Genomic DNA, 25,421 nt, shown 5'->3' with positions numbered 1-25,421 from the left:
CGCGTCTCGGCGCGTCAGACGCTGGAGCATCTGCAGGATCACACGGGGGTGATGTTCTCCGCCTGCGGGCCCTTCTGGCCCTGCGTGACGTCGAAGGTCACCTTCTGGCCCTCCTGGAGCTCACGGTAGCCACTCGCGGCGATGTTCGAGTAGTGGGCGAAGACGTCAGGTCCGCCACCGTCCTGCTCGATGAAGCCGAAGCCTTTTTCCGCGTTGAACCACTTGACGGTGCCAGTAGCCATGTCTTTTCTCCTTCTGGGGCAGTGCCCGGGGACCTCGCACTGTGCCGGTCCCGCGTCGCCGCAATGATTACCCCGTCCGGAATGATGATGCCGGAATTACAAAAGCGCACCCATCAGCCAATTGTGGCGATAAGAGCCCTTGGATTTTCGGGAACCACAACCGCAACTGAGATCCACCGTAGCACGATGCAAGCGACCGCGCGCGGCGTGTAATTACACTCCGCCCGGCATGCATAAACCCTTATCGCGCATTGCAGATGCGGTGCATCGCAAGGCGGAAGGACGTCCTCATACTGGGTGTATTCGGGCGTTCCGACAACGCAGCGAGGTGCCGCAGCTGTCGTCGTGCGCCCGCCAGGGATTACGGGGCAGCCCTCAGCCCTCCAGAACGACGGCGCAACCGGTAGCGGGAGCAGCGGCGGTGGCCGCCCTCGGACCGCAGGGGGCGGTGGACACTGATCAGCCGGTCAGTTGATGGAGGAGTGATCAATGGTCATAATGCATGAGTAGCCCTTCACGCATCCCCCGTCGTGAAGGGCTACAACTCGTTGCGGGCCCGAACACACGGCCGGGCGCGCGGGCACACGGGCGCATGACGACTTCACGGGCAAGGGACTCCCCTCGTGGTCCCTTGCCCATGTTTTTTCGAGTTAACAGTGACGTAGAGTATTTACGCAAGCCCACTCCTGACAGCGGAGCAGGATGTTCCGCTATGTCTCGCCCGCCTCCCCACGCTGCGGACCCCTCATCCCGGTTGGTTACAGTACGAGCCCGTCGACCGGATCCAGGCAGGCGCAGCGTCCCAGGGGCGCGCGTGCCGGCGGACGTGAACGTGGGAGCCCCGATGGACAACGGCGAAGAGCGCGCGCCGGAGCTGCGGACGCTGCAGCAGAAGGTCGAATACATGGTGGAGGAGACCTTCCCCGGCCAGAAGATCTCGGGGCGGGTATTCGCGGACCTGGTCAGGGAACGCGGCGGCTCGCTGTCGCACAGCTACTTTTCCAACATCCTCGCCGGGAAGGTCACCCAGCCGTCCGAGGACATCCTCAAGGCCCTCGGACTGGGCTTCGGCGTCGACTGGCGCTTCTTCAAGGAGGAGTCCGAGGTCGTCGACGACGTCGTCGCCGGGCTGCGGTTCCTCGCGAAGCGGCGTACCGGGGAGATCAGCGGGCTCGCCGGACGCGGCCTGGCCGACGACGGTCTGCCGCCGGAACTCCTGCAGTTCGCGCTCTCGCTCCTGGAGGACGCGAAGAACCGGCCCGGCACCCCCGCCGACGGCGAAGGCAGCGGTTCCGCCGCCGACGGCCCGTCGGCGCAGTAGGCCGCCATGTCCCTGCGCAAGCTGCGGAAGGAGTGCGAGGCCGGACTGGCCGACCTCCCCATCCCCGCACCGTTCTCGATCGCCGGCCTGGTGGCCAACATGGAGGCGGCCCGCGGGCGCACCATCGTCCTGCATGAATTGCCCGACCGGCTGGCGCGCGTCGATGCCGCCTGTGGTCTGCGGCTCGCCTCCGGCCCGACCAGCTTCGTGCTCTACCGGCGGCGCCCGACCGCGTACCGGACCCAGCACGTCATCCTGCACGAGCTGTGCCACGAGTGGTTCGACCACGGCACCTCGCTCGACGCGGACCAGCTCCAGCGGCTGCTGCCCGTCTTCGACACGTCCCTGATCTCCCGGGTCGTGGACTCCGGCATCGCCGACGCGCTGCGCGCGGGCGACTCCACCGTCCAGGCCCGCGCCCAGTACGACACGCACGACGAGCGGATCGCCGAGTTCGGCGCCTCGCTCATCCCCCGGATGGCCAGGGACGTGACCAGCGACGACATGGTGGGGCGCCTCGCCAATTCGCTGTCGCGCCCGGTCGCGCACCGCCGCCGCGGGCTGTTCCGCCGTACGTGACCCTGTCCCCTTCTCCCACCCAGAGGAATCCCGCCGTGACCCCGCTCGACCTCGCCGGCTATCTCATAGCCGTCCTGATGACGGCTGTCGCCGTGTGGCGCATGCCGGCCGCCCTGTGGGGCGACGAAGAGGACAAACGTCGCCGCGCCTTGTGGGGCTGTTACGCCGGATTCGCCGCCGCCCTGTGGACCAAGACCGAGGTGGTGCGGATCGGGCTCAACAACAGCCCGGTCACCGACCTCTCGGTTCTGATCAAGCACTACACGGCGACGATCGCGATCCTGGCGATCCTCAGCTACATCGTCGCCATCTACGGCCAGTACCCCGACGCCGGTGACGTCCCGCGGCACGTCCGGTTCGCCCGGGCGGTCCAGCAGGTGGCGGCCAAGGCGTCCGTCGCCACGCTGATCCTGCTGACGGTGCTCTTCTTCACCGTCGTCGACCGTTCCGTGCCGTCGGACCGCTTCGTCGCCGACCATGCGGGCCAGTGGGGCGCCACGCTGTACATGAGCGTGTTCTACCTCTACCTCGGCGCCGCGTCCGCGGTCTGCGCCTACCAGTGGGCGCTGGCCACCGCCGCTGCCGGGCTTCGCCATCTGCGGGTGGGGCTCGCGATGATGACGTTCGCGATGTTCATCGGGGTCGCCTACACGGTCAGCCGCACCCTGTTCCTGTGGGTCAGCGTCGTCGACCAGCCGAGTGCCGCCTTCGCGCTGGAGTTCGACGAGGTCACCGAGGCCGCGCAGGTTGTGCTGTTCGCGTTCTTCGCGGTCGGCGCCTCCGTCCCCGCCCTCAGCAAGGGGCGGCGTCGGGCAAAGCTGTGGCGGGCCCAGACCCGACTGCACGCGCTCTGGTACGAGTTGATGACGGCGTTCCCCGACCAGCCGTTCGAGCCCCCGGCGTCGCTCCGCCGCGAGCTGACCCGGTTCGGCACCCCAGCGGATCTCCGGATCGACCGGTGGGCCGCCGATATCGCGGACGCGGTCGAGAAGCTGCGGCACTACGTACCGGACAGCCTGCTCCCGGCCACCACGGCAGCTGCCGCGGCCGACGCCCCCGCCCCCGCGAAGGCCGGTCCGCTCGCCGACGCATACTGGATCAAGGCCGCCCTCACCGCGATGAAGACCGGTGCTCCCGCCGGCAGCGCCGCGGCAGTCGGCACCCAGCACGCCACCGATCAGGACGGTGAAGTGGCGTGGCTGGTGCAGGTGGCGACGGCCTACCGGACCGTCACCGAGGACCGGGCCCGGGACGTACTGGCGGCTTCGGCTGCCATGGAGAGGACGGCATGACGATCACCGATTCGGCCACCGGCTCCGACCCGACGACGGCCTCGACCGCCCGCGTGGTCACGGATGTGCTGCAGCCTCGCAACCTTCTGCTGGCCGGCATGCTCGGCATCGGGTCGGCCGCCGCCGGCCACTGGACCGGTCTGCTGTGGGGCCTGCTCGGCGCCCTGTGCGCGGGGATCCTCCCGGCCGCATACATCGAGTGGGAGCGGGGGCGCGGCACCTGGGGCGACCGGCATGTGGTCGACCGTACGAAGCGAGCACCGATCTTCCTCGTCATCCTCGGTTCGATCGGCGCAGGCTCGGTCGTCATGGTCCTCGGCCACGCGCCCACCGGGATCCTGGTGGCGATGCTGGCGCTGTGGGCGATGACGGTCGTGCTGCTGGCCGTCAACACCGTCTGGAAGATCTCGGTGGACGCGTCGGTCGCCTCGGCGGTCGTCGCGCTGCTGGCCGCGGTCCACTCGCCGTGGTGGCTGCTCGCGTATGCGATGACGGTCGCCGTGTGCTGGTCACGGGTGGCGCTCGGGTACCACAGCGTCGCCCAGACGGTGGCGGGCTCGGCGCTGGGTGCGGGGACCGCGACCGCGTTCCTGTTCGCCTGACGGCCGCTCGGTTCCGCCGACGCCCGTTCGGTCCGGCGATTCCGTGACGTGCCCGCACGGCGCAGGGCATGGGCGCACGACAACAGCTACGGCACCTCGCCGCATTGCCGGAACGCGCGAATACGCCCAGGTACGAGAACGCTCCTCCGCCTTGCGATGCACCACATCTGACACCGTGCGCTGATCCACCAGGGATGACGGGACAGCCCTTAGCGTGACGGACATGCGCGTACTGCTCACCGGCGGAGCCGGTTTCATCGGGGGACACATCGCCGGGGCGCTGGCGGCGCGGAAGCACGAGGTGGTGGTGGTCGACGCGCTGCTGGAGTCGGCCCACGGCGTGGGCGCCGGAGACGGCCGGGACGGGCTGATCGTTGCCGATGTCCGGGACCGGGCGGCGGTGGCCGACGCGCTGCGGGGCGTCGACGCGGTCTGCCATCAGGCCGCGATGGTCGGTCTGGGCAAGGACTTCGCGGACGCCCCGGAGTACGTCGGCTGCAACGACCTCGGGACCGCCGCCCTGCTGGCGGAGATGGCCGCGGCCGGTGTGCGGAATCTGGTGCTCGCCGGTTCGATGGTCGTCTACGGCGAGGGGCGGTACGACTGCCCCCGGCACGGACGGGTCCGGCCCGGGCCGCGGGCCGTGGACGATCTGGCGGCGGGCCGGTTCGAGCCGCGCTGCCCGGACTGCGGGGCAGAGCTGACGCCGGGGCTGGTGGGCGAGGACGCGCCCACCGACCCACGCAATGTGTACGCGGCGACGAAGCTCGCCCAGGAACATCTGGCCGCCGCGTGGGCCCGGGCGACGGGCGGCCGGGCGGTGGCCCTGCGCTACCACAACGTGTACGGCCCGGGGATGCCGCGCGACACCCCGTACGCGGGGGTCGCCTCCTTCTTCCGCTCCTCGCTGGAGCGGGGCGAGGCACCGCAGGTCTTCGAGGACGGCGGTCAGCGGCGGGACTTCGTCCATGTACGCGATGTGGCCGTCGCGAACGCGGTGGCGCTGGAGGCCGTGGGGGGACGCGGGGCGGGAAGTTTCGCCGCGTACAACACGGGGAGCGGGGATCCGCACACGATCGGCGAGATGGCGACGGCGCTGGCGTCCGCGCACGGCGGTCCGGCACCGGAGATCACCGGCAGGTACCGGCTCGGAGACGTACGCCATGTGACGGCGGATTCCCAGCGGTTGAGGGAGGAACTGGGCTGGCGCCCGGAGGTGGGTTTCGCGGAGGGGATGGAGGAGTTCGCCGGTGCGGCGTTGAGGGGGGCGGTCGCCACCGGTTGACCGACGGCCGCTCCGGCTCCGGACGCCCGCGCGGTCCGCCGGGGCGGGGTTCGGGACCCGAGGTGTCCGAGATGTTCTCCATACGGTCACCTTGGCATCCCGGCCGCCGGGTCGGGCAGTCGGCGGTCCGCCGAAGGGTCGACGTCCGTCTTCCGTAAGAACCTGAAGCCCGAAATGCCGGCTTTCGCTCCGTAGTGTGAGCGAGGTGACCGACTTCTACCCCGCCCGCTCCCCCCACGCCGACGTGATCCTCCCCTGTCTGGACGAGGCCGCCGCGCTGCCCAGGGTGCTGGGCCGTATCCCGGACGGCTGGCGCGCCGTCGTCGTCGACAACGGCTCCACCGACGGATCCGCGGAGCTCGCCCGCTCGCTCGGGGCGACCGTCGTACATGAGCCGCGACGCGGCTTCGGCGCTGCGTGCCAAGCCGGACTGCTCGCCGCCGAAGCGGAGTTCGTCTGCTTCTGCGACTGCGACGGTTCCCTCGACCCGGGTCTGCTGCCCGGCTTCGTACGCCGGATCGCCGGCGGCGAGACCGATCTGCTGCTGGGGCGCCGCCGCCCCGAGGGCCGTGGCGCGTGGCCGCTGCACGCCCGCGCCGGGAATCTGGCGCTGGCCCGGATGGTGCGCCGCCGGACGGGACTGCGCCTGCACGACCTCGGCCCGATGCGGGCCGGGCGCCGGGCGGACCTGCTGGCACTGGAGCTCACCGACCGGCGCAGCGGCTACCCGCTGGAGATGGTGGTGCGTGCGTCGGACGCAGGGCTGCGGGTCGCCGAGACCGATGTCCCGTACCTGCCGCGTACGGGCAGGTCCAAGGTGACCGGCACCTGGTGGGGGACCTGGCATGCGGTACGGGACATGCGCGCGGTCCTGCGCAGGCCGCCGGAACGGACAAGCGCGGGGACGGCCCGTCAGGGGGCGTCCCGATGAGCGTGTCCGGCCCGACCGCCCTCCTCGTCATCGCCAAGGAACCGCTGCCGGGACTGGTCAAAACCCGGCTCACGCCGCCGTTCACACCCGCCGGGGCCGCACAGCTCGCCGAGGCGGCGCTCCGGGACACGCTGCGCACGATGCTCTCGCTGCCCGCCCGGCGGCGCGTACTCGTGCTGGACGGGCGGCCCGGGCCCTGGCTGCCGGAGGGCGTCGAGGTGGTGGCGCAGAGCTCCGGCGGACTCGACGAGCGGCTCGCGGCGGCATTCGCCGGCTGTACCGGTCCGGCCCTGCTCATCGGCATGGACACCCCGCAGATCTCCGCCGCCCAACTGGCGCCCGCGCTCTCCCCGGACGCCTGGGACGACTGCGACGCCTGGTTCGGCCCCGCCGACGACGGCGGCTTCTGGGCACTCGGCCTGGCCGTCCCCGACCCGGACCTTGTGCGCGGCGTGCCCATGTCCGTCCCGCAGACCGGTGCGGTCCAGCGGCGGCGTCTCGTCGACGCCGGACTGACGGTGCGCGATCTGCCGCGGCTGCGGGACGTGGACACAGCGGCGGACGCCGCGCACGTCGCCGCCGCCGCACCGCACGGGGAGTTCGCCGCGGCGCTGGCCCGGCTGACCGCGGCGGCGGCCCGGTGAGCGGTACGGTGCCGGGCCGCGGCGCCATGAGCACGGCAGGTTCCGCAAGAGAGGACCTCGCCCCGTGGTCCACCGACCCCTACACCGACGCGCTGCGCAACGGCCACGGTCCGCTCTTCCTCCGCCGTACGGACGGTTGGCTGTTGCCCCTGGACGTCGAGCGCTGGTGTGCGGAGGCCGACGCCGCCGACCTGTCGGCGCTGCGCCGCTGCGAAGGGCCGGTCCTCGACATCGGGTGCGGTCCCGGCCGCCTCGTCGCGGAACTGGCCTCCCGCGGCCACCGTGCACTCGGCATCGACGTCAGCGCCGCCGCCGTCGCCCGCACGCTCCGGACCGGCGGCTCGGCGCTGCACCGTTCCGTCTTCGACCCGCTTCCCGGTGAGGGCCGTTGGGGCACCGTGCTGCTGATCGACGGCAACATCGGCATCGGCGGCGACCCGCACGGTCTCCTGCTGCGCACCGCGGACCTCCTCGCCCCCGGCGGGCTCCTGATCGCGGAGACATCGCCGCTGGACATCGACGAGCGGGTCCAGGTCCGGTTGTACGACGGTCGCCTCGCGCCGGGAGGGACCGGTGAGGAGGACCGGGCCGCCACCGGGGGCGCGCTGTTTCCCTGGGCCCGGCTCGGCACCCCGGCCCTGCTCCGGTACGCGCAGCCGAACGCGTACCGGACCGTCGATCAGTGGGTGTCGGACGGCCGCCCCTTCATCGCCCTGCGCCGCACCCGGAAGGCCCGGACGCCCAGCCAGCACGCCGACACCGCGAACAGCACCGCTGTGATCAGCAGCCAGTTCCCGAGGAACACGTCGGGGGAGAGCCCGCTCGCCGGCTTGTAATGGGTCGCCTTCCTGCTGATCAGCGGAAACCACATCAGCAGGAGCAGCCCGGAGAGAAAGGCGGGCACGCGGACGAAGTTGACCAGCCCGGAGCGTGGCCCCAGAACCGCGCGTACGCCTCGGTCCGCCGTCGCGTACACCGGCAGCAGCACGAGGTCGTGCACCAGCGCGGAGCCGACGAACCACACCGCGACACCGGACGTGTCCCCCTCCAGCAGCCGCACACCCGCGTAGCCCGCGAGGGCGAAGGTGGCGGCCAGGAGCAGGAGATGCAGCGGCCCTTCCCCGTACCAGCGTCTGAAGACCGCCGCATACCGCGGGCCGTTCGTCCTCCGCATCACAGCTCCCCGAACGTCAGCCGGTTCACCCATTTGGTGTTGAGCACGCCGGGCGCGGCCGGGACGATGATCCGCGCCGGGTACCCGTGGTCCGGCGACAGCGTCTCGCCGTTGACCTCCAGCGCCAGCAGCGAGCGCGGGTCGCGCACCTGGTTGTCGCGGAGCGCGGCCTTCCGGAACGGCCCGCTGCGCTGCACGGACTCCACGAACACCCCCGGCGGCCGGTCCGGATACCCGGCGAGCGCCGCCAGATCCCGCAGCCGCACCCCGCGCCACCACTGGTCCGCGGTCGACCAGCCCTCCACGCACGCGATCGGCAACGCGGAGCTGTACTGATCCATGGCCAGGAGCTGTTCCCGGGTGAACACGAGATCCCCGGCGGGTCCGCTGACGGTCAGCCGCCACCGTTCACCCGTGTCGGCCGGGATGATCCGGACGGACGCGGCCGTCTTGTTGATCTGGAAGCCGTTGGGCCCCGTCCCGGGGTCGGCGGCCCCGCGCGGGGTGAGGAGTGCGGTGCCGCGCAGCACGTCGAAGCTCCGTCCCACCGAGGTGACCAACAGGAGGAGCGACCCGGCCCCCACCATGGCGAAGGCGCCGCGCCGGGAGATGGTCGGCACATCGGGGGCGGGGGACGCCAGCTCATCGGTCTCACCGCGCAGTTCACCGCTGCGCAGCACCCGTACGGCCCGTGGGAGCTTCAGCCCGATGTGGGCGACGAACCCGGCGAAGAACACCCACGCCCCGTAGAAGTGGAGCGTGTAGAACGACCCCGGGAACACGTAGAACACCTGGATGTTGACCAGCCCGGTGATGAACTCGAACAGAGCCCCGCCGACAAGCAGCAGCAACGACACCCGTTCCAGGGCGTGCCCCACCGACCGGACCGGCGGCAGCGCGAAGAGCTTCGGGATCACCGACCACAGCTTCGCCAGCAGTACCGGTACGAGCACGATGCCGCACGTGACGTGCAGCCCCTGGGTCAGCCGGTACAGCCAGTGCGGTCCGGTCGGCCAGGCGAACAGGTAGAACCCCAGCAGTCCCTTGCCCGGCGTCTTGTCGTTGACCGCCGCAAGATCCGGGTTGTACGCGGCGTACGACAGCAGCCCCGTCACGAACACCAGCGTCAGCCCGACGAGGAGGATGAGCCCGAGCACCGCCGTGAACCGGACACTGCGCACGGGGCTGCGCCAGAACCCGGGGGAGGAGGGCAGCCGATCCGTGGTCCGGAGCCGTTCGAGCACGGCCGGGGCCCGCCGCGCGGACGGTCCGTCATCCGACGGCCCGGCACGGCCCGTCCCACCGAAGCGGAACGGGATCCGGAACGCTCTGTTGTGACGACGGTCGCCCATGTCCCGACGCTAAGCCCGAGGACTCCGGCGGCAGCGTGTACGACTCCTGACAGAACTCCGACGTCACTCCCGATGACCGCCAACCGGGCCAAGATCCGACAGTTCGATGACGCGCCCCGGTGGCACCACCCGTCCTCGCCCCGCCCTGCATAGCGTGCCTGTGTGAAGACCGAGGAGCACCTGAAACACGAGCAGCGCACCGCCGGCCGCAACCACCGCGCCAGGGCCCGACGCCTCGACCTGATCGCCGCCGCCACCGGTGTCCTGCTCGTCACCGCCGCCGTGCTGGTCGGCCGGGCGATCCAGGACGCCGACGGCAGCCTCTTCGTGAACTGGCCGCCCCTGCTGGCGTCCTGGTACCCGCACACCGGCCCCGGCACCCCGGCCGCCGTGGTCGTCGCCGCGGCCGTCGTCGCGTACGGGCCGGTCCTCGCCGGCCGGCTGCCCTGGCGGGGTCTGCTCGCGACCGCGTGGGCAGCCTCCCTCGGCTGGATCTTCTCCTTGGCGATGATCGACGGCTGGGGGCGGGGCATCGCCGACCGGCTCACCACGAAGCATGAATATCTGCAGGTCATCAGCCGTTTCGACGATATCGGCGCAGCGTTGCGCGGATTCAACACGCACATCCTGGTCGGCCCCCCGGGCAACTGGCCCGCCCATGTCGCCGGTCATCCGCCGGGCGCCACGCTCACCTTCGTGCTGCTGGACCGGATCGGGCTGGGCGGCGGGGGCTGGGCCGGTGTCTGGTGCATCGTGCTCGGCGGCTCCGCGGTCGTCGCCGCCCTGATCACGGTGCGCGCCCTCACCGACGAGCGCCTCGCCCGCCGCGCTGCCCCGTTCCTCGTCCTCGCGCCGATGGCGGTCTGGACCGGCGCCTCGGCGGACGCCTGGTTCGCCGCGGTCGCCGCGTGGTCGGTCGCCCTCCTCGCCCTGGCCGCAACCCGCCGGACCCGGCCGGGCCACGCCGCCGCGGCCGCCCTCGCCTCCGGCCTCCTCTACGGCCTGACCTGCTATCTCTCGTACGGCCTGACGCTCATCGCGCTCCTGCTCCTCGCCGTCCTGCTCCTCGCCCGCACCGCACGCCCCCTTCCGCTTCTCCTGCTCGGAGCGCTCGTCGTGCCGGTCGCGTTCACCCTGGCGGGCTTCAACTGGTGGGAGGGGTACCGGCTGTTGGTCGAGCGCTACTACCAGGGGGCGGGTGGGATCCGTCCGTACGCCTACTGGGTCTGGGCGAACCTCGCAGCCACCACGATCGCCGCCGGTCTCGCCACCGTCGCCGGTCTCCGCCGGGCCGCAGCCGGCGCCCCGTCCGCCGTCCGCGCCGTCCGCACCGGCGCCACCTCCGCACCTCAGCGGCTGAGCCTCCTCGCCCTGGCCGCGCTCCTCGCCCTCCTCGTCGCGGATCTGTCCGGAATGAGCAAGGCCGAGACGGAACGCATCTGGCAGCCGTTCGTCCTCTGGCTGCTGCCCGCCGCCGCACTGCTCCCCGGGTCCACCCGCCGCGGCTGGCTGACGGCGCAGGCGGTCGTCGCCCTGCTCGTCAACCACCTGCTCTGGACCGGGTGGTGAGTTCGGGAAGCCCGTTGAACCGATCATGCACGGGGTACAGGTTGCCCCGTGCCGACATTCGAGATCACCACAGCAAGCGCCGCCGACATCGACATGCTGGGTGAGTGGGCCCACACCGAGGGCTGGAACCCGGGCCGCACCGACAGCCATGCCTTCTTCGCCACCGACCCGTGCGGCTTCCTGATCGGCAGACTCGACGGCGAACCCGTCTCCTCCGTCTCCGTCATCCGTTACGGCTCCGGTTTCGGCTTCCTGGGCTTCTATCTCACCCGTTCGGAGCTGCGCGGCCGGGGTTACGGGATCCAGGTCTGGCGCGCCGGGATGGACCGGCTCGCCGGGCGCAACGTCGGACTCGACGGCGTCGTCGCCCAGCAGCCCAACTACCGTAAATCCGGGTTCCGTCCGGCGTGGACGAACATGCGCTGGGAGGGGCTGCCGCCGACGGACATCACCGCACCGCCCGGTGTCTTCCTCGTCGACGCCCGGTCGCTCCCCTTCGATCGGTTGGTTGCCTTCGACCGCCGCTTCTTCCCCGCCGAGCGCGACAGTTTTCTCGCCCCGTGGGTCGCCGCCCCCATGCGCACCGCTCTCGCCGCCGTGGCCGACGGGGAGATGCAGGGCTTCGCCGTGCTGCGCCCGTGCCGAACGTCATCACGCATCGGCCCGCTGCACGCCACGTCGTCCGAGGTGGCCGCCGCCCTGGTGAGCGCCCTCTCGGCCACTGCACCGGAGACGGAGATCGCCGTCGACGTACCCGACATCAATCCGGCGGCGGTCCGGCTCGCCGAACAGCTGGGTCTCACCCCCTCGTTCGAGACAGCCCGCATGTACACGGGTCCGACGCCGGACGTCGACCACACCGGGCTGTTCGGCATCACCAGCCTGGAACTCGGCTGACCGGCGGATGCCCTGACCGCCGCCCCCTACCGTCCGAGCCGGTCCAGCACCCGGCCGCGGAGCAGCTCGTACTCCTCGCGCAGCCGTACGATCTCCGCCGGCCGGGGTATCACCGTGCCACCGGTGACGATCTCCTCCGGCCCGAACTGCTCCCGCGTGAGGTCGATCTCCACGCCCATGCCCAGCCGGTTCCACCAGTGGAAGTCGGTGCGCTCACCGTCGACCCGGACCTCGCCGCGGATCAGCTCGCCGCCCAGCAGGTCGTTGAGCACGAGGGCGGTGACCCCGCACTGGTCCCGGGCAGGATTGTCCGCAGTCCAGTGCGGCCGGTGGTCGGGCGTGGTCGTGTCGGCACCCCAACCGGCGCGGACGGCGGCTTCGACATCGACGAGCAGCAACGGCTCCGTGGTCTCCATGACAGCGATCCTCGCAGCACCCACTGACAACGCGGCTGCTACTCCCTCTCCTTCCGCGCCCGGGTCCGTCGCCGCGAGGCAAGCACCGCGATGTCGTCCTCCGCGCCCGGACCGAACGTCGCCAGCACCTCGTCCAGCAGATCGTCGAGGCTTCCGTTCACCGGCAGGGTCAGTTGCTCCAGCCGGCGCACCGATACGTCGATGTCCTCGTCCCGCCGCTCCACGAGACCGTCGGTGTACATGAACAGCACCGTTTCCGGACCGACCTCCACGGCCGTCGTCGTGTAGCCGCCGTACCCGGTGCCGAGCGGCGGCCCCGCCCTTATGTCGCCCACCCGGGTCCCCGCCTCACCCGGGTCGATGAAGACCGGCGGCAGGTGCCCCGCGCTCGCCACCTCGCACATCCCGCCGAACCGGTCGACGACCGCCAGCAGACATGTCGCCGCCCGGTCCAGGCCCGACCGCTCCACCATGCGGTCGAGCTGTGCCAGGATGCGGTGCGGCGGGAGTTCGTCGTCGGCGAGAAGCCGCAGCAGGGAGCGATAGTGGCTCATCGCGACCGCCGCCTCCACCCCGTGTCCCATCACATCGCCGATCGCCTTCAGATGGCGTCCGTCCCGCAGCGGGATGACGTCGAACCAGTCGCCGCCGACCATCACGCTCCGGTCGGCCGGCAGATAGCGGGTGGCGACCTCGAGGTGCGGGTGCGGCGGGCGCGGCTCGGACAGCAGGGAGCGCTGGAGCTCCAGGGCGATGGTGTGCTCGTGGGCGTAACGGCGGGCATGGTCCAGTTCGACCGCGGCCCGTCCGGCGAGTTCCCGGGCGACGACGACGTCCTCGTCCGAGAACGCCAGCGAGTCTCCCGCCCTGACCAGGCTGAGGACGCCGAGCGGCCGACTGCGTACGGCGAGCGGCACGTTGACCGACGAATGCATGCCGAGGGCGCGGTAGGCGGCGACCCGCCCCGGACTTGCTGCCGAGCGGCCGAGCAGATCGTCGCCGGTGAAGTTCCGGACGACGGGCTGATTGGTCGCCAGGCAGCGCTGTACGGCCGCGCCGTCCTGGTAGTCGATGTACTCGCCGGTCAGCCCGAACTCCGCCAACTCCTCCCGCAGCCCGGCGACCGCCGCCAGTGCGGCCCGGCGCAGCCGCAGCACGCCGGGGGGCGCGGGCCGTACGGGAGGTGCCACGTCGGGCGGAAAGACCTCGGCCGTCGCGATGTCGGCCAGCGCCGGGACGACGAGGTCGACGAGCTCCGCGCAGGTGGTGTCCATGTCGAGCGTGGTACCGATCCGGGTGACCGCGGAGTCGAGAAGACCGAGGTGACGTCGCGCCTGTTCCAGTTGGCGCTGCTCCTCCTCCGAGGCCATCACCTCCAGCACGATCCCGGCGACACCCACCACCTGCCCGTCGACCTCCACCCGGTGGTACGCGCCGTGCCAGTACCGCCGGGCCGTCCCGGACGCCGCGGGCGTGAAGCCGCTGGATTTGATCTCGCGGGGTTTCCCGTCGGCGAGGACCGCCCTCAGCATGTCCTCCCGGGAGTCGACGTAGGGCAGGACTTCGGAGACGGTGCGGCCGAGGTGTTCGGCTGCGGGGATGCCGTTGAGCCGTTCGAGGGCCGGGTTCACGTACAGGTAGCGCAGCCGGGTGTCGAGGATGCCCACCCCTGCCGTGGTGCCGTCGAGCAGCGCCGCCAGGACCGCGGGGTCGAGCGGTGGCGGGCTGTCGGCATGCGCATCGGCCTGCAAGGGAACCTCCTGGGGCGGGGCCCGGACCACCCGACTACCCGGTCTTCATCGTCGGCCGCCGCGCTCCGCCCCGCATCCGCACAGCAGGCTTCAGTGCACGTGCGGCCTGCCCGTCGTCTCCGGCTTCCCGCGCGGCACGAGTCCGGCCGCGACGACCGCACCGGCCCCGGCCGCCGCCGCGCAGACCGTGAACGCGTCGGCGAACCCGTCCACCGCACCGCGTTCGATCCCGGCTGCCGCGACCGTGGAGACGACCGCCACTCCGATCGAGCCGCCCACCTCGTGGAACGTGTTGACGACCCCGGAAGCGAGCCCCGCCTCGTGGTGCCCGACCATGCCCAGCGCCGTCGTGGTCGCGGTGACGAAGACCGCGCCGAGCCCGAGCACGGCGACGCAGAGACCGGGCAGCAGCGCCCCGTACACGCTGCTGTCAGCTCCCAGCCGGGTCAGCGGTACGGAACCGGCGGCGGTGATCACCATCCCTGCGACCGCTGTCCCGCGGCTGCCGGCCGTCCCGACCAGCCGCGACCCCAGATGCGCGCCGAACCCGACCGCGACGGCCACCGGCAGGAACACCAGCCCGGTCCGCATCGGGGTGAATCCTCGCGCATGCTGCAGATAGACCGATCCGAGGAAGAAGAAGGCGATCAGCAGCGCCGTCGCGACCAGCATCAGGAACGCGCCGGCGAGCACCGGCCGCCGGGTGAACATCCGCAGATCCATCAGCGGATGTTCGGCCGCCCGTTCGACGCCCGCGAACGCCCCGTACAGAAGCACGGCCCCCGCGACCGGCACGAGGACGGCGGCCGATCCCCACCCGGCGTCCCCCGCCTCGACCAGTCCGTAGATGAGCGCTCCGGTCCCGGCCGTGGCCAGCAGCGCTCCGGGCAGATCGAGCCGGGCGGAGGGCTGGGGAGCGCGCGCCGGGACGAGGGCGGGCACGGCGGCGAGCAGGGCGATCCCGATGGGCACATTGATGTAGAAGACCCACTGCCACCCGGGGCCGCTGGTCAGCGCACCGCTGAGCAGCACCCCGATGGCCGACCCGGTCCCACCGATCGCCGCCCACACCCCGAGCGCCTTGTTGCGCTCCGCGCCGTGGAACGAGGTGGTGACGAGGGACAGGGCGGCGGGCGAGAGCAGCGCCGCCCCCACCCCTTGGGCGATCCGGCCCCCGACCAGCACCGGGGCGCCGTCGGCGAGCCCGGTGCCCAGCGAGGCGACGGTGAAGAGGGCCAGCCCCGCAAGGAAAGTACGGCGCGCGCCGAAGGCGTCGGCGAGCCGGCCGCCGAGCAGCATCAGCCCGCCGAAGCAAAGGGTGTAGGCGGTGACGACCCAGGTCAGGGCGGTGCGGCCGAGGTGCAGGTCGGCGGCCATGTCGGGCAGTGCGACGTTCACGACGGTGACGTCGAGGACAAGCATGAACTGCGCGACGCAGACGAGGGCGAGCGCCGCCCAGCGACGTGGGTGGGCGGGCGGATGCCCGGCCTGATGTGCGGCCGGATGCTGTACGTGCGTCTCATGCGGACTCATGAATTGAACTGTACGGGCCAGTTCACATGAACTCAACTGTTCAGTTCAGCTGACTGTTAGCCTTGCCCCATGACCATGCAGAACAGCCCTCGGGGGAACGCCAAGCAGCCCCCCGGTGGACCGCGCGCCGAAGCCAAACGGCGGGCCATCGTCAAGGCCGCCCGTGAGGCGTTCCTGCGGGAGGGGTTCGGCGTCGGGATGGACGCCATCGCCGCCGAGGCGGGCGTGTCGAAGGTGACCGTCTACAACCACTTCGGCAGCAAGGAAGCACTGTTCACAGCCGTCATCGCGGGCGCACTGGACGAGCCCCTGGGCGGCCCTTCGGCCGCCGCACTGACCGGACTCGCCGACGCCGACGACCTGCGCACCGCCTTCGTCGAAGCGGCCCGCACCTGGGTGGCCGCCGTCCGCAACAACGCCGACGTCATCGCCCTGCGCAACCTCATCACCGCCGAACTGCACCGCTTCCCGGAGCTGGCGAACGCCTGGCAGGGCCACGGCCCCGAGTCCCACCACCCCGCCGTCGCCGACGCCCTGCACGCCCTCGCCGACCGGGGCCGCCTGACCATCCCGGACCTGGAGACGGCGATCATCCAGCTGTACGCGCTGCTGGTCTTCCCGCACCTGGTCTTCAGCTCGTACGGCACGACCATCGACGACTCGATCACGGACCGCCTGATCACCAGCGGCGTCGACATGTTCCTGGGCCACTACGCCCCGGCGGGGCCCACCGGCTGAACGCCCCCGCCGTCTCGGTTCAGCGCGTACACCGGATGCCCCCCGCTCGAGGCGGTTCCCAACCCCGTTCCAGCCAGAACGTGTTGATCCCTGGCAACCCCTCCCACCTGCCGGATTCCGGCAGCCCGAGCCGGTGACCGTACGGGCAGGGGGAGAGGTCCGCGCAGTGGGAGGCCAGTACCGCACCGAGCATGCTGTACCGGAACATCACCGAACGCCGCACATCCGTCGCACACAAGGGACCCGCCATGGGATCGTCACCACAAGTCGGCCAGCCCGTCCAGGACTTCACACTGCCGGGCGGAACGCTCGCCGGAGGCACGTTCGAACGCCGCGACTACACGCTCTCGGACGCCCGCGGCCGTACCGTCGTCCTCGCCTTCTACCCCGGCGACAACACCACCGTCTGCACCAAACAGCTCTGCTCGTACTCCTCCGGCATGGAGACCTTCACCGGTCTCGACGCGGAGGTCTGGGGAATCAGTCCACAGGGTGTGGACAGTCACGAGTCGTTCGCCCGCACGTACGGTCTGCGGATGCCGCTGCTCGCGGACACCGGACGGGAGGTGGCCCGGGCGTACGGGATCACGGCGCCCGGGATCGGGGTACGCCGCGCCGTGTTCCTGATCGGGCCGGACGGCGTGCTGCGGTGGAAGCATGTCGCGGTCCTCGGGGCCACCTTCCAGTCGCTGGACACGCTCGCCGACCACATCTCCGGCATCAAGAACAAGTAAAAGACTGCCGGACCTCGGCAATGCCACGGCGCAAGCAGGTATGGCATCATCCAGCCAGTTCGACGGAACTTCGGAGGATTTCGCAGATCGGGAAGGGTGATCACATGACCTTGTTCCTCGGCCTGGGCATTGCGGGGATCGTGCTCCTCGCTCTCTCCCTGATCTTCGACGGAATCCTCGAAGGGCTCTTCGGGGGCGTACTCGACGGGCTCTTCGACGGCCTCCTGTCCCTCCCCGTCATGGCCGGATTCCTCTCGATGCTCGGCTTCGGCGGCGCGATCGTGCTCGGCACCACCGGTGCCGGTACGGTCACCGCCACCGCGGCCGGACTGGTCGCCGGACTGGTCGCGGCCTGGCTGACCTGGAAGTTCAGCCGCGCCCTGATGCGCGATCAGACCGCCGCCACACCGCGGGGCGACGATCTCGTCGGCACGTCCGGGTCCGTGGTCACGGCCATCCCGGCCGACGGCTACGGCGAGGTCCTGCTGCGGCTCGCGGGCCAGCCCGTGAAACTCGCGGCGAAGAGCCCGGCGCCGGTCGAACGCGGCACCGAGATCTGGGTGGAGGCCACGCTGTCGACCACCTCGGTCGCGGTCCGCCCCGTCGAGCGCTGACCACCCACTGAACCGAACTGCCGTCCCCGATCGGGAGGCAGGGGGGACCCCTTATGAGCCCAGTTGTGACCGCCGTCGTCGGAGTCGTCGTACTCCTCGTACTCCTCGGCCTCGTGGTAATCACCCGCTACAAGGTCGCCGGGCCCAGCGAGGCCTTCATCATCACCGGCCGGCGCGGCAAGAAGTCGACCGACCCGGTGACCGGACGCACCAGCATCGACAACAGCGGTCAGAAGGTCGTCGTCGGCGGCGGCGTCTTCGTCGTCCCGTTCGTGCAGCAGAAGTTCACCCTGGACCTCTCCAGCCGGCACATCCCGGTCGCCGTGCGCGGAGCCGTCACCCTGCGCGGCGTGAAGTCCCACCTCGAAGGCGTCGCGATCGTCAAGGTCGGGGGCAACGAGGACGCGATCCGGGCCGCCGCCCAGCGGTTCCTGCAGCAGCAGGACGGCATCGTCGGCTTCACCCAGGAGGTACTCTCCGGCGCGCTGCGCGCCATCGTCGGCCGGATGTCGGTCGAGGACATCATCCGCGACCGCGCCGCGTTCGCCGGCCAGGTTGCCGAGGAGGCCGAGGCCAGTCTCTCCGGCCAGGGCCTGATCCTGGACGCCTTCCAGATCCAGGACATCACCACCGAGGGCTCCTACCTCGAAGACCTCGGCCGCCCCGAGGCCGCCCGCGCCAAGCAGGAGGCGGACATCGCCGAGGCGATCGCCAAGCGGGCGTCCGAGCAGGCCCGCCTGAAGGCCGCCGAGGAAATCGCCGTCGCCGAGCGGACGTTCTACCTCAAGCAGGCCGAGATCAAGGCCGAGACGGAAGCGGCGGCGGCCAAGGCCAACGCCGCCGGCCCGCTCGCCGAGGCAGCCCGCCAGCAGGAAGTCCTGGAGGAGCAGGAGAAGGTCGCCCAGCGCCAGGCGGCCCTGACCGACCGCGAGCTCGACACCAAGGTGCGCAAGCCCGCCGACGCCGCCCGCTACCAGGCCGAGCAGGAGGCCGAGGCCCGCCGCATCGCCCAGGTCAAGGAGGCCGAGGCGGACGCGGAGCGCTCCCGCCTCACCGGTCAGGGCGAGAAGCTCCACCGCTCGGCGCTCGCCGACGCCGTCCGCATCGAGGGCGAGGCGGAAGCCGCCGCCATCGCCGCGAAGGGCGCGGCCGAGGCCGAAGCCATGCAGAAGAAGGCGGACGCGTTCGCCCAGTACGGCGACGCGGCGGTGCTCCAGATGCTGGTCGAGGTACTCCCGCACGTCGTCGCCAAGGCAGCCGAACCGCTGAGCGCCGTCGACAAGATGACGGTCATCTCGACGGACGGCGCGAGCCAGCTGTCGCGCACGGTCGCGGACAACGTCGCACAGGGCATGGAGCTGCTCACCGCCACGACGGGCGTCGACCTGGCGGCACTGCTGAAGAACCTGAAGGGCGGGTCGGCTTCGGACACTGCGGCGAAGATCACGGCGCAGGAGCCGACCACGGCATCGGCATCGGCATCGGCATCGGCATCGGCATCGGCATCGGCCAACGGCAAGATCGAGATCACCGACTGACGCCGTTCCCGATCCCCTGTGCCCGGCGGTGAGCAGCGGACCGCCGGGCACGGCCGTGTCCGGACCTCGGCCGCCTCCCGGGAGCGGTGCACCGATCACGCCGTGTCCGCAGGTGAGCAGGATCTCCGTGCGCGCGGGCACCAGGCGGCGGGATCCTCCGGTTAAGGTAATGGAAGGTTAAAGAGATCACCAAGTGCGTCGCCCTGTCGCCGCGCGTATCGGGAGGAAGCCATGGGAACCCACCGGACCACGCTGCCCGGAGTCGGTGTGCAGTACGACTACATCACCGAGTCGGGACAACACATCTCCGTCGTCGTCCACCACGACGGGCGCCGGTTCATCGGGTTCTACGAGCGCGACGATCCCGATTCCTGCCAGCTCTCCGTGGCCCTGACTCCACGGGAGGCGACCGGACTCGCCCACCTCATCGACGCCGCGCCCATCGACGCCGTACGGACCGAGGGCATCGATCTCGTCACCGAGCACATACCGCTCGGGTCTCGCTCCCCGTACGGGGGCCGGCTGCTCGGGGACACCCGGGCCCGGACGCGGACCGGGGCGTCGATCGTGGCCGTGCTGCGGACGCACAGTGCGCATCCGTCGCCCGGGCCGGACTTCCGGCTGGCCATCGGGGACACGCTGGTCGTCGTCGGAACGCGTGAGGGCGTCGACGCGCTCTCCGAGATCATTGCGGAGGGCTGACGGTGCACGACACGACCGCACTGCTGGTGGAGCTCGGCTCCGTCATTCTGGGGCTCGGAATCATCGGACGGTTCGCCGGACGGATAGGGCTTTCGCCGATTCCGCTCTACCTGCTGGCCGGTCTGGCGTTCGGGGACGGGGGGCTGCTGCCCCTCGGGGCCAGTGAGGAGTTCACCGCCGTCGGCGCCGAGATCGGCGTCATTCTGCTGCTGCTCCTGCTGGGGCTGGAGTACAGCGCGTCCGAGCTGGTGACCAGCCTGAAGACGCAATATCCGTCCGGGGCCGTCGACTTCGTGCTCAATGCGACGCCCGGCGCGGTGGCTGCGCTGCTGCTCGGGTGGGGACCCGTGGGAGCCGTCGCACTGGCCGGGGTCACCTGGATTTCGTCGTCCGGCGTCATCGCGAAGGTACTCACCGATCTGGGTCGGCTGGGAAACCGGGAGACGCCCGTCATTCTCGGGGTTCTCGTCATCGAGGACCTGTCGATGGCCGTCTATCTGCCGCTCCTCACCGCGATGGTGGCCGGCGCCGGTCTGGCCGGGGGCAGCATCGCCCTACTGATCGCCCTGGGCACCGTCGGTCTGGTTCTCTATGTGGCGCTGCGGCACGGCCGGCTCATCAGCCGGGCCGTCTCCTCCGACAATCCGGAGATGCTGCTCCTCGTCGTGCTCGGGCTGACCGTCCTGGTGGCCGGTGTGGCACAGCAGTTGCAGGTCTCCGCGGCCGTGGGGGCGTTTCTCGTCGGGATCGCGCTCTCGGGGGAGGTCGCGGAAGGAGCCCGCGAGCTGCTGACCCCGCTGCGCGATCTGTTCGCCGCCGTCTTCTTCGTGTTCTTCGGTCTCTCCACCGATCCGTCCGACATTCCGCCCGTGCTGCTGCCCGCACTGCTGCTGGCCGTCGTCACCGTCTTCACCAAGATCGGCACCGGGTGGTACGCCGCCCGGCGCGCCGGGATCGGGTCGCACGGGCGGTGGCGGGCCGGCGGGACGCTGGTCGCGCGCGGCGAGTTCTCCATCGTCATCGCCGGTCTGGCTGTGGCGACCGAGCCTCGCATCGGGCCGATCGCCACGGCGTACGTCCTGATTCTCGTCATCATCGGTCCGCTCACCGCCCGTTGGACCCAGCCCGTCGTGGCCAGGATCCGGAAGTGGCGGGGCGGCGGGGGCGGTGCGTCCGGGGGCAGTGTGCCTGCCGCCCGCACAGAGATGCCTGTCGTCGAGCACGCCGCGGCCGCCGACTGAGAGCCTGTCGGGTGACCTCCGACCGGGCGGCCACGCCCTGGCACGCACGCTTCCCGCGTTGTCGTCAGTCACCAACTCCCCCATAGCCTTGAAGGCATGGGGGAACCCCCTTCGCGTTGACTCCCTCCTCCGCCTTGGAATCGCACGCACCAGACCGCGTCCGCTATCCGATAAGAGGTCACCCGACAGGCTCTGAACCGCTCTCAGAGCGGGGTCGCCTCGTGCAGGATCCGCACCAGCGTCACCGTCGCGTTCAGCGACGACAGCGCCGACACCGTCGTTCCGACGGTGGCCACCAGTCCCGCCAAGGCGACATGCGCGGACGACGGGGGCCACAGCCGGGTCGGCGGGACCGGCTCCAGGAGCGCTGCGACCCGCCGCGGGATCGGGCCCACCGCCGCGAACGCGGCGAACGCGGGCGGGGCGGTCGGCGAACCGTGCGCGAACAGCGCCGCCTTGCCGACCGCGCCCGCCACCGCCCGCCGGTCACCGATCGCCCGCGCCGCCTCCTCGTCCGCCCACCGTTCCGTGCTGTACGCCACGGCCGTACGCAGCGGCAGCAGGAACGGGTTGGCGCGCGCGGCAAGTTGGGTGGCCAGGAGGTAGCGGTGGTGACGGGCGGCCAGATGGGCCTGCTCGTGGGCGACGAGCGCCCGGCGTTCGCGGGCGGTCAGGCACTCCATCATCGCCGTCGACACGACCACCCGGCCGGGGGCGCCGGGAAGTGCGTACGCGTACGGCTTCGGGTCCGGCAGCACGGCGACCGGGGACGGCTGCTCCGGGAGGGACTGCAGGGCCCGTGTGGCGCGGATGCGTTGGCGTATGTGGCGGTGGACTGCCGACCCGCAGGCCACGACCACCGCCGCCAGCACCCCGATCGCGACGATGCCCGCCTTCTCCTCGTACGGCACCGCCGCACGCACCTCGGGGTCCGACCAGCCGTCCGGCAGCGGGTTGCCGGGGAGTTGGGCCGTGCCCACCACCATCAGCAGCGCCAGGCACACCGTGCTGCACAGGGCGAGCGTCGCACCGACGGCCGCCAGCAGGCGGGTGGCGCTGCGCGGGTGCAGATGCTGTTCGGCGAGGCGCGCGACCGGCAGCGCGGTCAGCGGCAGTATGAGGGGCAGGTAGACGAAGACGCCCATGGGTCAGTCCTCGTCCTTCTCCGTCGTCTGCGCCAGCAGCGCGCGCAGGCGTTCCTCGTCGCCCGGGGACAGCGCCGAGACGAACCGGGCGAGTACGGCCTCGCGGTCCCGTTCGCCGTCCAGGACCCGACGCATCCGCAGCGCCGCGAGACCGGCCTCGTCGGAGGCGGACGTCCAGGTGTAGGAGCGGCCCTGGCGGGCACGGGCCACGTACTTCTTCTGGTACAGACGGGACAGGATCGTGATGACGGTGGTGTACGCGAGGTCGCCGTCGAGGTGTTCCTGCACCCAGCCCGCCGTAGCGGCGCCGTTCGCCGAGCGCAGAACGGCGAGGACCTGGGCCTCCAGCTCGCCCTGTCCGCGCTTGCGGGGGCGCCGGCCGTCGGAGGCGGGGCCCGTCGGGGGCACGTTGTCGTCGGGCAGTTCGTTGTGACGTTGGTGGCTGGCCCCGGCCGTGTCCATCGTGGTGACTGCCCTTCGTGCGATGCCGCGTCGGCCACGGCGTCGCAGCATCGTACTGAAGGCCGGTTCCCGGACGCAGCGGGCGACCATCCTGCTAACTTCTACACGTCTGTAGAGTTGGATCTCGTTCCGGCAACGCAACGCAAGCAATGTATGGAGACGTCATGGCACTGTGGGATCGGATCAAGGAATCCGCGACGACGATGCAGTCGCAGCTCGAGGCGAAGAAGAACGACCTGAAGAGCGGTGCGTTCCGCGACGCGAGCATGGCCATGTGCGCCCTGGTCGCCGCCGCCGACGGTTCCATCGACCCGTCCGAGCGCCAGCGCGTCGCCTCGCTCATCGCCTCCAACGAGGTGCTCCAGAACTTCCCCGCGGACGACCTGCAGCGGCGTTTCAACGAATACGTGAACAAGCTCACCGCCGACTTCGCCTTCGGCAAGGTCAGCGTGCTCCAGGAGATCGGCAAGGCGAAGAAGAAGCCGGCCGAGGCGCGTGCCGTCATCCAGATCGGCATCGTCATCGGCGGCGCCGACGGCGACTTCGACAAGTCGGAGCAGGCCGTCGTCCGGGAGGCGTGCTTCGCGCTCGGCCTTCCGCCGCACGAGTTCGACCTCTAGTGCCGTAACCGGCAATGTTTGCCCTGCGCGACGGGGCAAAGCTTGCCGGGAGGGGCACCAGGGCGTGTTCGAAAGTCCCGTCTGCCGGGCGACGCCTGGCCCGCACGGCACTGGAAACCGCCTTCGGGCACCCTCTCCGGGCCGGCCGAACGGCACCCCCGTACCGCCGGGAACACACCGCGGTCCGACTGACCATCGGACCGCGCCCGGCCAGGCCGGGGAGTCGCAGTCCCCCCGAGCGAATCCCCGGCCAACCACCTCGCAGGACCCCGTCTCCGTGCCGCGATGCATACGCGGCAGGGAGGCGGGGTCCTGCGAGGTCCGGGGGAGCCGGCCCGGCCGTCAGGCGCGGACCGGGGCCGACTCCTCCACCACCTGGGTCCGGGGTGCGCCCCTGGGGTACAGGACCGCCGTCACCACCAGCCCGATGAAGAAGAAGCCCGCCGACCACCAGTACGCGGTGGAGTAGCTCTGCAGCTGGGCCCGGGCGGCATTGGCCGGAGTCACCGGGCGGTCGGACAGGTAGTCCATGGCGGCGCCGGTGGCGAGGGTGTTCAGCAGCGCCGTGCCGATCGAACCGCCCACCTGCTGGCTGGTGCTGACCATCGCCGAGGCCACACCCGCGTCGCGGGCGGCCACCCCGTACGTGGCCAGGTTCATCACCGTGGCGAAGATCGCGCCGAGGCCCAGGCCGAGGACGAGCAGGGCGGGCAGCACATAGGTGAGGTAGCTGCTCGTCAGGTCCAGGCCGGTCATCCACACCATGGCGGACGCGGCGATGCCCATGCCGAGCGGCACGATCGGTTTCGCGCCGAAGCGCGGCACCAGCACATTGGTCGTCGTCATCGACGTCACGATCATCAAGCAGACCATCGGGATGAAGGCGAGACCGGTGGTCACCGGCGAGTAGTACAGAGTCTTCTGCAGGTAGTACATGAGGAACAGGAAGACGCCGAACATGCCGCCGCCGGCGATGAACATCGCCAGGTACGACGCCCCGCGGTTCCTGTCCAGCACCACCCGCAGCGGCAGCAGCGGATGCGCGGCCCGCGTCAGCCACCAGACGAACGCCGCCAGGAGCACGCCGCCCGCCAGCAGGAAGCCCCAGGTGTCCGGTGAACCCCAGGGGTGCGACTCGGCGTTGGAGAATCCGTACACGATGCAGAAGAGTCCCGCCGAGACCAGGACGGTGCCCGGGACGTCGAGCTTGGGGCGGACGGTGGGGGCACCGGCGGTGAGCAGCCGGACCCCGCCGAGGAAGGCGACCAGGGCGAACAGCAGATTCACGTACAGGCACCAGCGCCAGTTCAGGTACTGGGTGAGGACCCCGCCGAGCAGCAGCCCCACCGCGCCGCCCGTCCCCGCGATCGCGCCGTAGATCCCGAACGCCTTGGCGCGCTCCTTCGGGATGGTGAACGTCGTGGTGAGGAGGGAGAGCGCGGCCGGGGCGAGGAGCGCGGCGAACATGCCCTGGAGTGCGCGGGCGAAGACCAGGACCTCGAAGCCCGGGGCGGCCCCGCCGATCGCCGACGCGACCGCGAAGCCGACCAGACCGGTCAGGAAGGCGATCCTGCGGCCCACCAGGTCGGCCATCCGGCCGCCGAGCAGCAGCAGTGAGCCGAAGGCCAGGGCGTACGCGGTCACGATCCATTGGCGGTTGCCGTCGGAGAAGCCGAGGTCCTGCTGGGCGGAGGGCAGGGCGATGTTCACGATGGTGGCGTCCAGCACCACCATCAGCTGGGCCAGACCGATCACCGCCAACACCCACCACCGGCGCGACGGACCGCGCCCACGGCCGGATGCGGGGCGGGACGGCGGGGAGGTGGCGGTCGCTCTCGCGTCGCTCGCGGAGGGCTCCCCCTCGACAGGCTCCCGCGCATGACGTGAGTGACGAGCCATGGTCGGGTCTCCCTCGGTGCGCACCCCCGAAATCCCCCGGACCCACGCTAAAGGCAGGCCCGCATCCCCGCATGCGGGAAGGGGCGCCGGGGCCAAGGGCTGTCCCGTCGTCCCCGGTGGCGGACCGGCCCGCGGCGCCG

25 protein-coding genes are annotated in these 25,421 nt (G+C 71.2%); 17 read left to right on the top strand and 8 right to left on the bottom strand.

What is annotated here, in order from left to right:
* Window positions 1-38: 38 nt before the first annotated feature.
* Window positions 39-242: a cold-shock protein gene (locus tag ACNPQM_RS07850; protein ID WP_358856957.1), complete on the bottom strand. Its 204-nt coding sequence runs from the start codon at window positions 240-242 to the stop codon at window positions 39-41.
* An 844-nt stretch (window positions 243-1,086) separates the two neighbouring features.
* Between ACNPQM_RS07850 and ACNPQM_RS07845 the strand changes: the two genes are divergently transcribed.
* From ACNPQM_RS07845 to ACNPQM_RS07810, 8 genes are all read left to right on the top strand, one after another.
* Window positions 1,087-1,563: a hypothetical protein gene (locus ACNPQM_RS07845; RefSeq protein WP_358856956.1), complete on the top strand. Its 477-nt coding sequence runs from the start codon at window positions 1,087-1,089 to the stop codon at window positions 1,561-1,563.
* Window positions 1,564-1,569: 6 nt separating this feature from the next.
* A complete protein-coding gene (locus ACNPQM_RS07840) occupies window positions 1,570-2,142 on the top strand; it encodes a toxin (protein WP_358856955.1) in 573 nt (190 codons plus the stop codon).
* A 35-nt stretch (window positions 2,143-2,177) separates the two neighbouring features.
* The gene (locus tag ACNPQM_RS07835; protein WP_418083424.1) at window positions 2,178-3,434 is read left to right on the top strand and encodes an MAB_1171c family putative transporter; all 1,257 of its coding nucleotides are present in this window, start codon (window positions 2,178-2,180) and stop codon (window positions 3,432-3,434) included.
* Window positions 3,431-4,036 carry a hypothetical protein gene (locus ACNPQM_RS07830; protein WP_358856953.1) on the top strand — a complete coding sequence of 202 codons (606 nt, stop codon included), beginning with the start codon at window positions 3,431-3,433 and terminating at the stop codon, window positions 4,034-4,036. Before ACNPQM_RS07835 ends, ACNPQM_RS07830 begins: the two co-directional genes overlap by 4 nt.
* Window positions 4,037-4,259: 223 nt before the next feature.
* Window positions 4,260-5,321, top strand: coding sequence for an NAD-dependent epimerase/dehydratase family protein (locus tag ACNPQM_RS07825; protein ID WP_418083423.1), 1,062 nt, complete (start codon window positions 4,260-4,262; stop codon window positions 5,319-5,321).
* Between the two features lie 196 nt (window positions 5,322-5,517).
* Window positions 5,518-6,252: a glycosyltransferase family 2 protein gene (locus ACNPQM_RS07820; RefSeq protein ID WP_418083422.1), complete on the top strand. Its 735-nt coding sequence runs from the start codon at window positions 5,518-5,520 to the stop codon at window positions 6,250-6,252.
* Window positions 6,249-6,896 (top strand): TIGR04282 family arsenosugar biosynthesis glycosyltransferase, encoded by a 648-nt coding sequence (locus ACNPQM_RS07815; protein ID WP_358856950.1) that lies wholly within the window; start codon window positions 6,249-6,251, stop codon window positions 6,894-6,896. Before ACNPQM_RS07820 ends, ACNPQM_RS07815 begins: the two co-directional genes overlap by 4 nt.
* Before the next feature lie 26 nt (window positions 6,897-6,922).
* Window positions 6,923-7,732: a class I SAM-dependent methyltransferase gene (locus tag ACNPQM_RS07810; RefSeq protein ID WP_358856949.1), complete on the top strand. Its 810-nt coding sequence runs from the start codon at window positions 6,923-6,925 to the stop codon at window positions 7,730-7,732.
* Window positions 7,733-8,069: 337 nt separating this feature from the next.
* On the opposite strand, the gene ACNPQM_RS07805 is transcribed toward ACNPQM_RS07810, so the two are convergent.
* Window positions 8,070-9,422 (bottom strand): molybdopterin-dependent oxidoreductase, encoded by a 1,353-nt coding sequence (locus ACNPQM_RS07805; RefSeq protein WP_418083421.1) that lies wholly within the window; start codon window positions 9,420-9,422, stop codon window positions 8,070-8,072.
* A gap of 162 nt (window positions 9,423-9,584) precedes the next feature.
* Here ACNPQM_RS07805 and ACNPQM_RS07800 point away from each other — a divergent pair, with 162 nt between their 5' ends.
* Window positions 9,585-10,991 (top strand): hypothetical protein, encoded by a 1,407-nt coding sequence (locus ACNPQM_RS07800; RefSeq protein ID WP_418083420.1) that lies wholly within the window; start codon window positions 9,585-9,587, stop codon window positions 10,989-10,991.
* Between the two features lie 48 nt (window positions 10,992-11,039).
* The gene (locus ACNPQM_RS07795; protein ID WP_418083419.1) at window positions 11,040-11,888 is read left to right on the top strand and encodes a GNAT family N-acetyltransferase; all 849 of its coding nucleotides are present in this window, start codon (window positions 11,040-11,042) and stop codon (window positions 11,886-11,888) included.
* A 26-nt stretch (window positions 11,889-11,914) separates the two neighbouring features.
* On the opposite strand, the gene ACNPQM_RS07790 is transcribed toward ACNPQM_RS07795, so the two are convergent.
* The 3 genes from ACNPQM_RS07790 to ACNPQM_RS07780 all read right to left on the bottom strand — a co-directional run bounded on the left by ACNPQM_RS07790 (window position 11,915) and on the right by ACNPQM_RS07780 (window position 15,588).
* On the bottom strand, window positions 11,915-12,304 hold the full coding sequence (locus ACNPQM_RS07790) for a hypothetical protein (protein WP_418083418.1): 390 nt from the start codon (window positions 12,302-12,304) through the stop codon (window positions 11,915-11,917).
* A 38-nt stretch (window positions 12,305-12,342) separates the two neighbouring features.
* Entirely contained in the window at window positions 12,343-14,055 is a 1,713-nt protein-coding gene (locus tag ACNPQM_RS07785; protein WP_418083417.1) for a SpoIIE family protein phosphatase, read from the bottom strand.
* 90 nt (window positions 14,056-14,145) lie between these two features.
* A complete protein-coding gene (locus tag ACNPQM_RS07780) occupies window positions 14,146-15,588 on the bottom strand; it encodes a DHA2 family efflux MFS transporter permease subunit (protein ID WP_418083416.1) in 1,443 nt (480 codons plus the stop codon).
* Between the two features lie 75 nt (window positions 15,589-15,663).
* On the opposite strand from ACNPQM_RS07780, the gene ACNPQM_RS07775 reads away from it, so the two are divergent.
* The 6 genes from ACNPQM_RS07775 to ACNPQM_RS07750 all read left to right on the top strand — a co-directional run bounded on the left by ACNPQM_RS07775 (window position 15,664) and on the right by ACNPQM_RS07750 (window position 21,155).
* Complete coding sequence (locus tag ACNPQM_RS07775) at window positions 15,664-16,326, top strand: TetR/AcrR family transcriptional regulator (RefSeq protein ID WP_418083493.1); 663 nt, start codon at window positions 15,664-15,666, stop codon at window positions 16,324-16,326.
* A gap of 248 nt (window positions 16,327-16,574) precedes the next feature.
* Window positions 16,575-17,060, top strand: coding sequence for a peroxiredoxin (locus tag ACNPQM_RS07770; protein WP_358856941.1), 486 nt, complete (start codon window positions 16,575-16,577; stop codon window positions 17,058-17,060).
* A gap of 104 nt (window positions 17,061-17,164) precedes the next feature.
* Entirely contained in the window at window positions 17,165-17,674 is a 510-nt protein-coding gene (locus tag ACNPQM_RS07765; RefSeq protein WP_418083415.1) for a hypothetical protein, read from the top strand.
* A 53-nt stretch (window positions 17,675-17,727) separates the two neighbouring features.
* Window positions 17,728-19,212: a flotillin family protein gene (locus ACNPQM_RS07760; RefSeq protein ID WP_418083414.1), complete on the top strand. Its 1,485-nt coding sequence runs from the start codon at window positions 17,728-17,730 to the stop codon at window positions 19,210-19,212.
* Between the two features lie 231 nt (window positions 19,213-19,443).
* Window positions 19,444-19,914: a cation:proton antiporter regulatory subunit gene (locus ACNPQM_RS07755; protein ID WP_358856938.1), complete on the top strand. Its 471-nt coding sequence runs from the start codon at window positions 19,444-19,446 to the stop codon at window positions 19,912-19,914.
* 2 nt (window positions 19,915-19,916) lie between these two features.
* A complete protein-coding gene (locus tag ACNPQM_RS07750; protein ID WP_418083413.1) occupies window positions 19,917-21,155 on the top strand; it encodes a cation:proton antiporter in 1,239 nt (412 codons plus the stop codon).
* A 203-nt stretch (window positions 21,156-21,358) separates the two neighbouring features.
* On the opposite strand, the gene ACNPQM_RS07745 is transcribed toward ACNPQM_RS07750, so the two are convergent.
* Window positions 21,359-22,300 carry a M48 family metalloprotease gene (locus ACNPQM_RS07745; protein WP_418083412.1) on the bottom strand — a complete coding sequence of 314 codons (942 nt, stop codon included), beginning with the start codon at window positions 22,298-22,300 and terminating at the stop codon, window positions 21,359-21,361.
* A 3-nt stretch (window positions 22,301-22,303) separates the two neighbouring features.
* Window positions 22,304-22,762, bottom strand: coding sequence for a BlaI/MecI/CopY family transcriptional regulator (locus tag ACNPQM_RS07740; RefSeq protein WP_418083411.1), 459 nt, complete (start codon window positions 22,760-22,762; stop codon window positions 22,304-22,306).
* A 164-nt stretch (window positions 22,763-22,926) separates the two neighbouring features.
* On the opposite strand from ACNPQM_RS07740, the gene ACNPQM_RS07735 reads away from it, so the two are divergent.
* A complete protein-coding gene (locus tag ACNPQM_RS07735; RefSeq protein ID WP_358856934.1) occupies window positions 22,927-23,382 on the top strand; it encodes a tellurite resistance TerB family protein in 456 nt (151 codons plus the stop codon).
* A 342-nt stretch (window positions 23,383-23,724) separates the two neighbouring features.
* Here the strand turns inward: ACNPQM_RS07735 and ACNPQM_RS07730 are convergent, their stop codons facing one another.
* Entirely contained in the window at window positions 23,725-25,281 is a 1,557-nt protein-coding gene (locus tag ACNPQM_RS07730; protein ID WP_418083410.1) for an MFS transporter, read from the bottom strand.
* Window positions 25,282-25,421 lie beyond the last annotated feature (140 nt).

Source organism: Streptomyces sp. NPDC056231 (assembly GCF_048270745.1).
Lineage (GTDB): Bacteria > Actinomycetota > Actinomycetes > Streptomycetales > Streptomycetaceae > Streptomyces.
The sequence above is the reverse complement of the archived record's forward strand: the minus strand, read 5'-3'. Positions and strand labels throughout refer to the sequence as shown.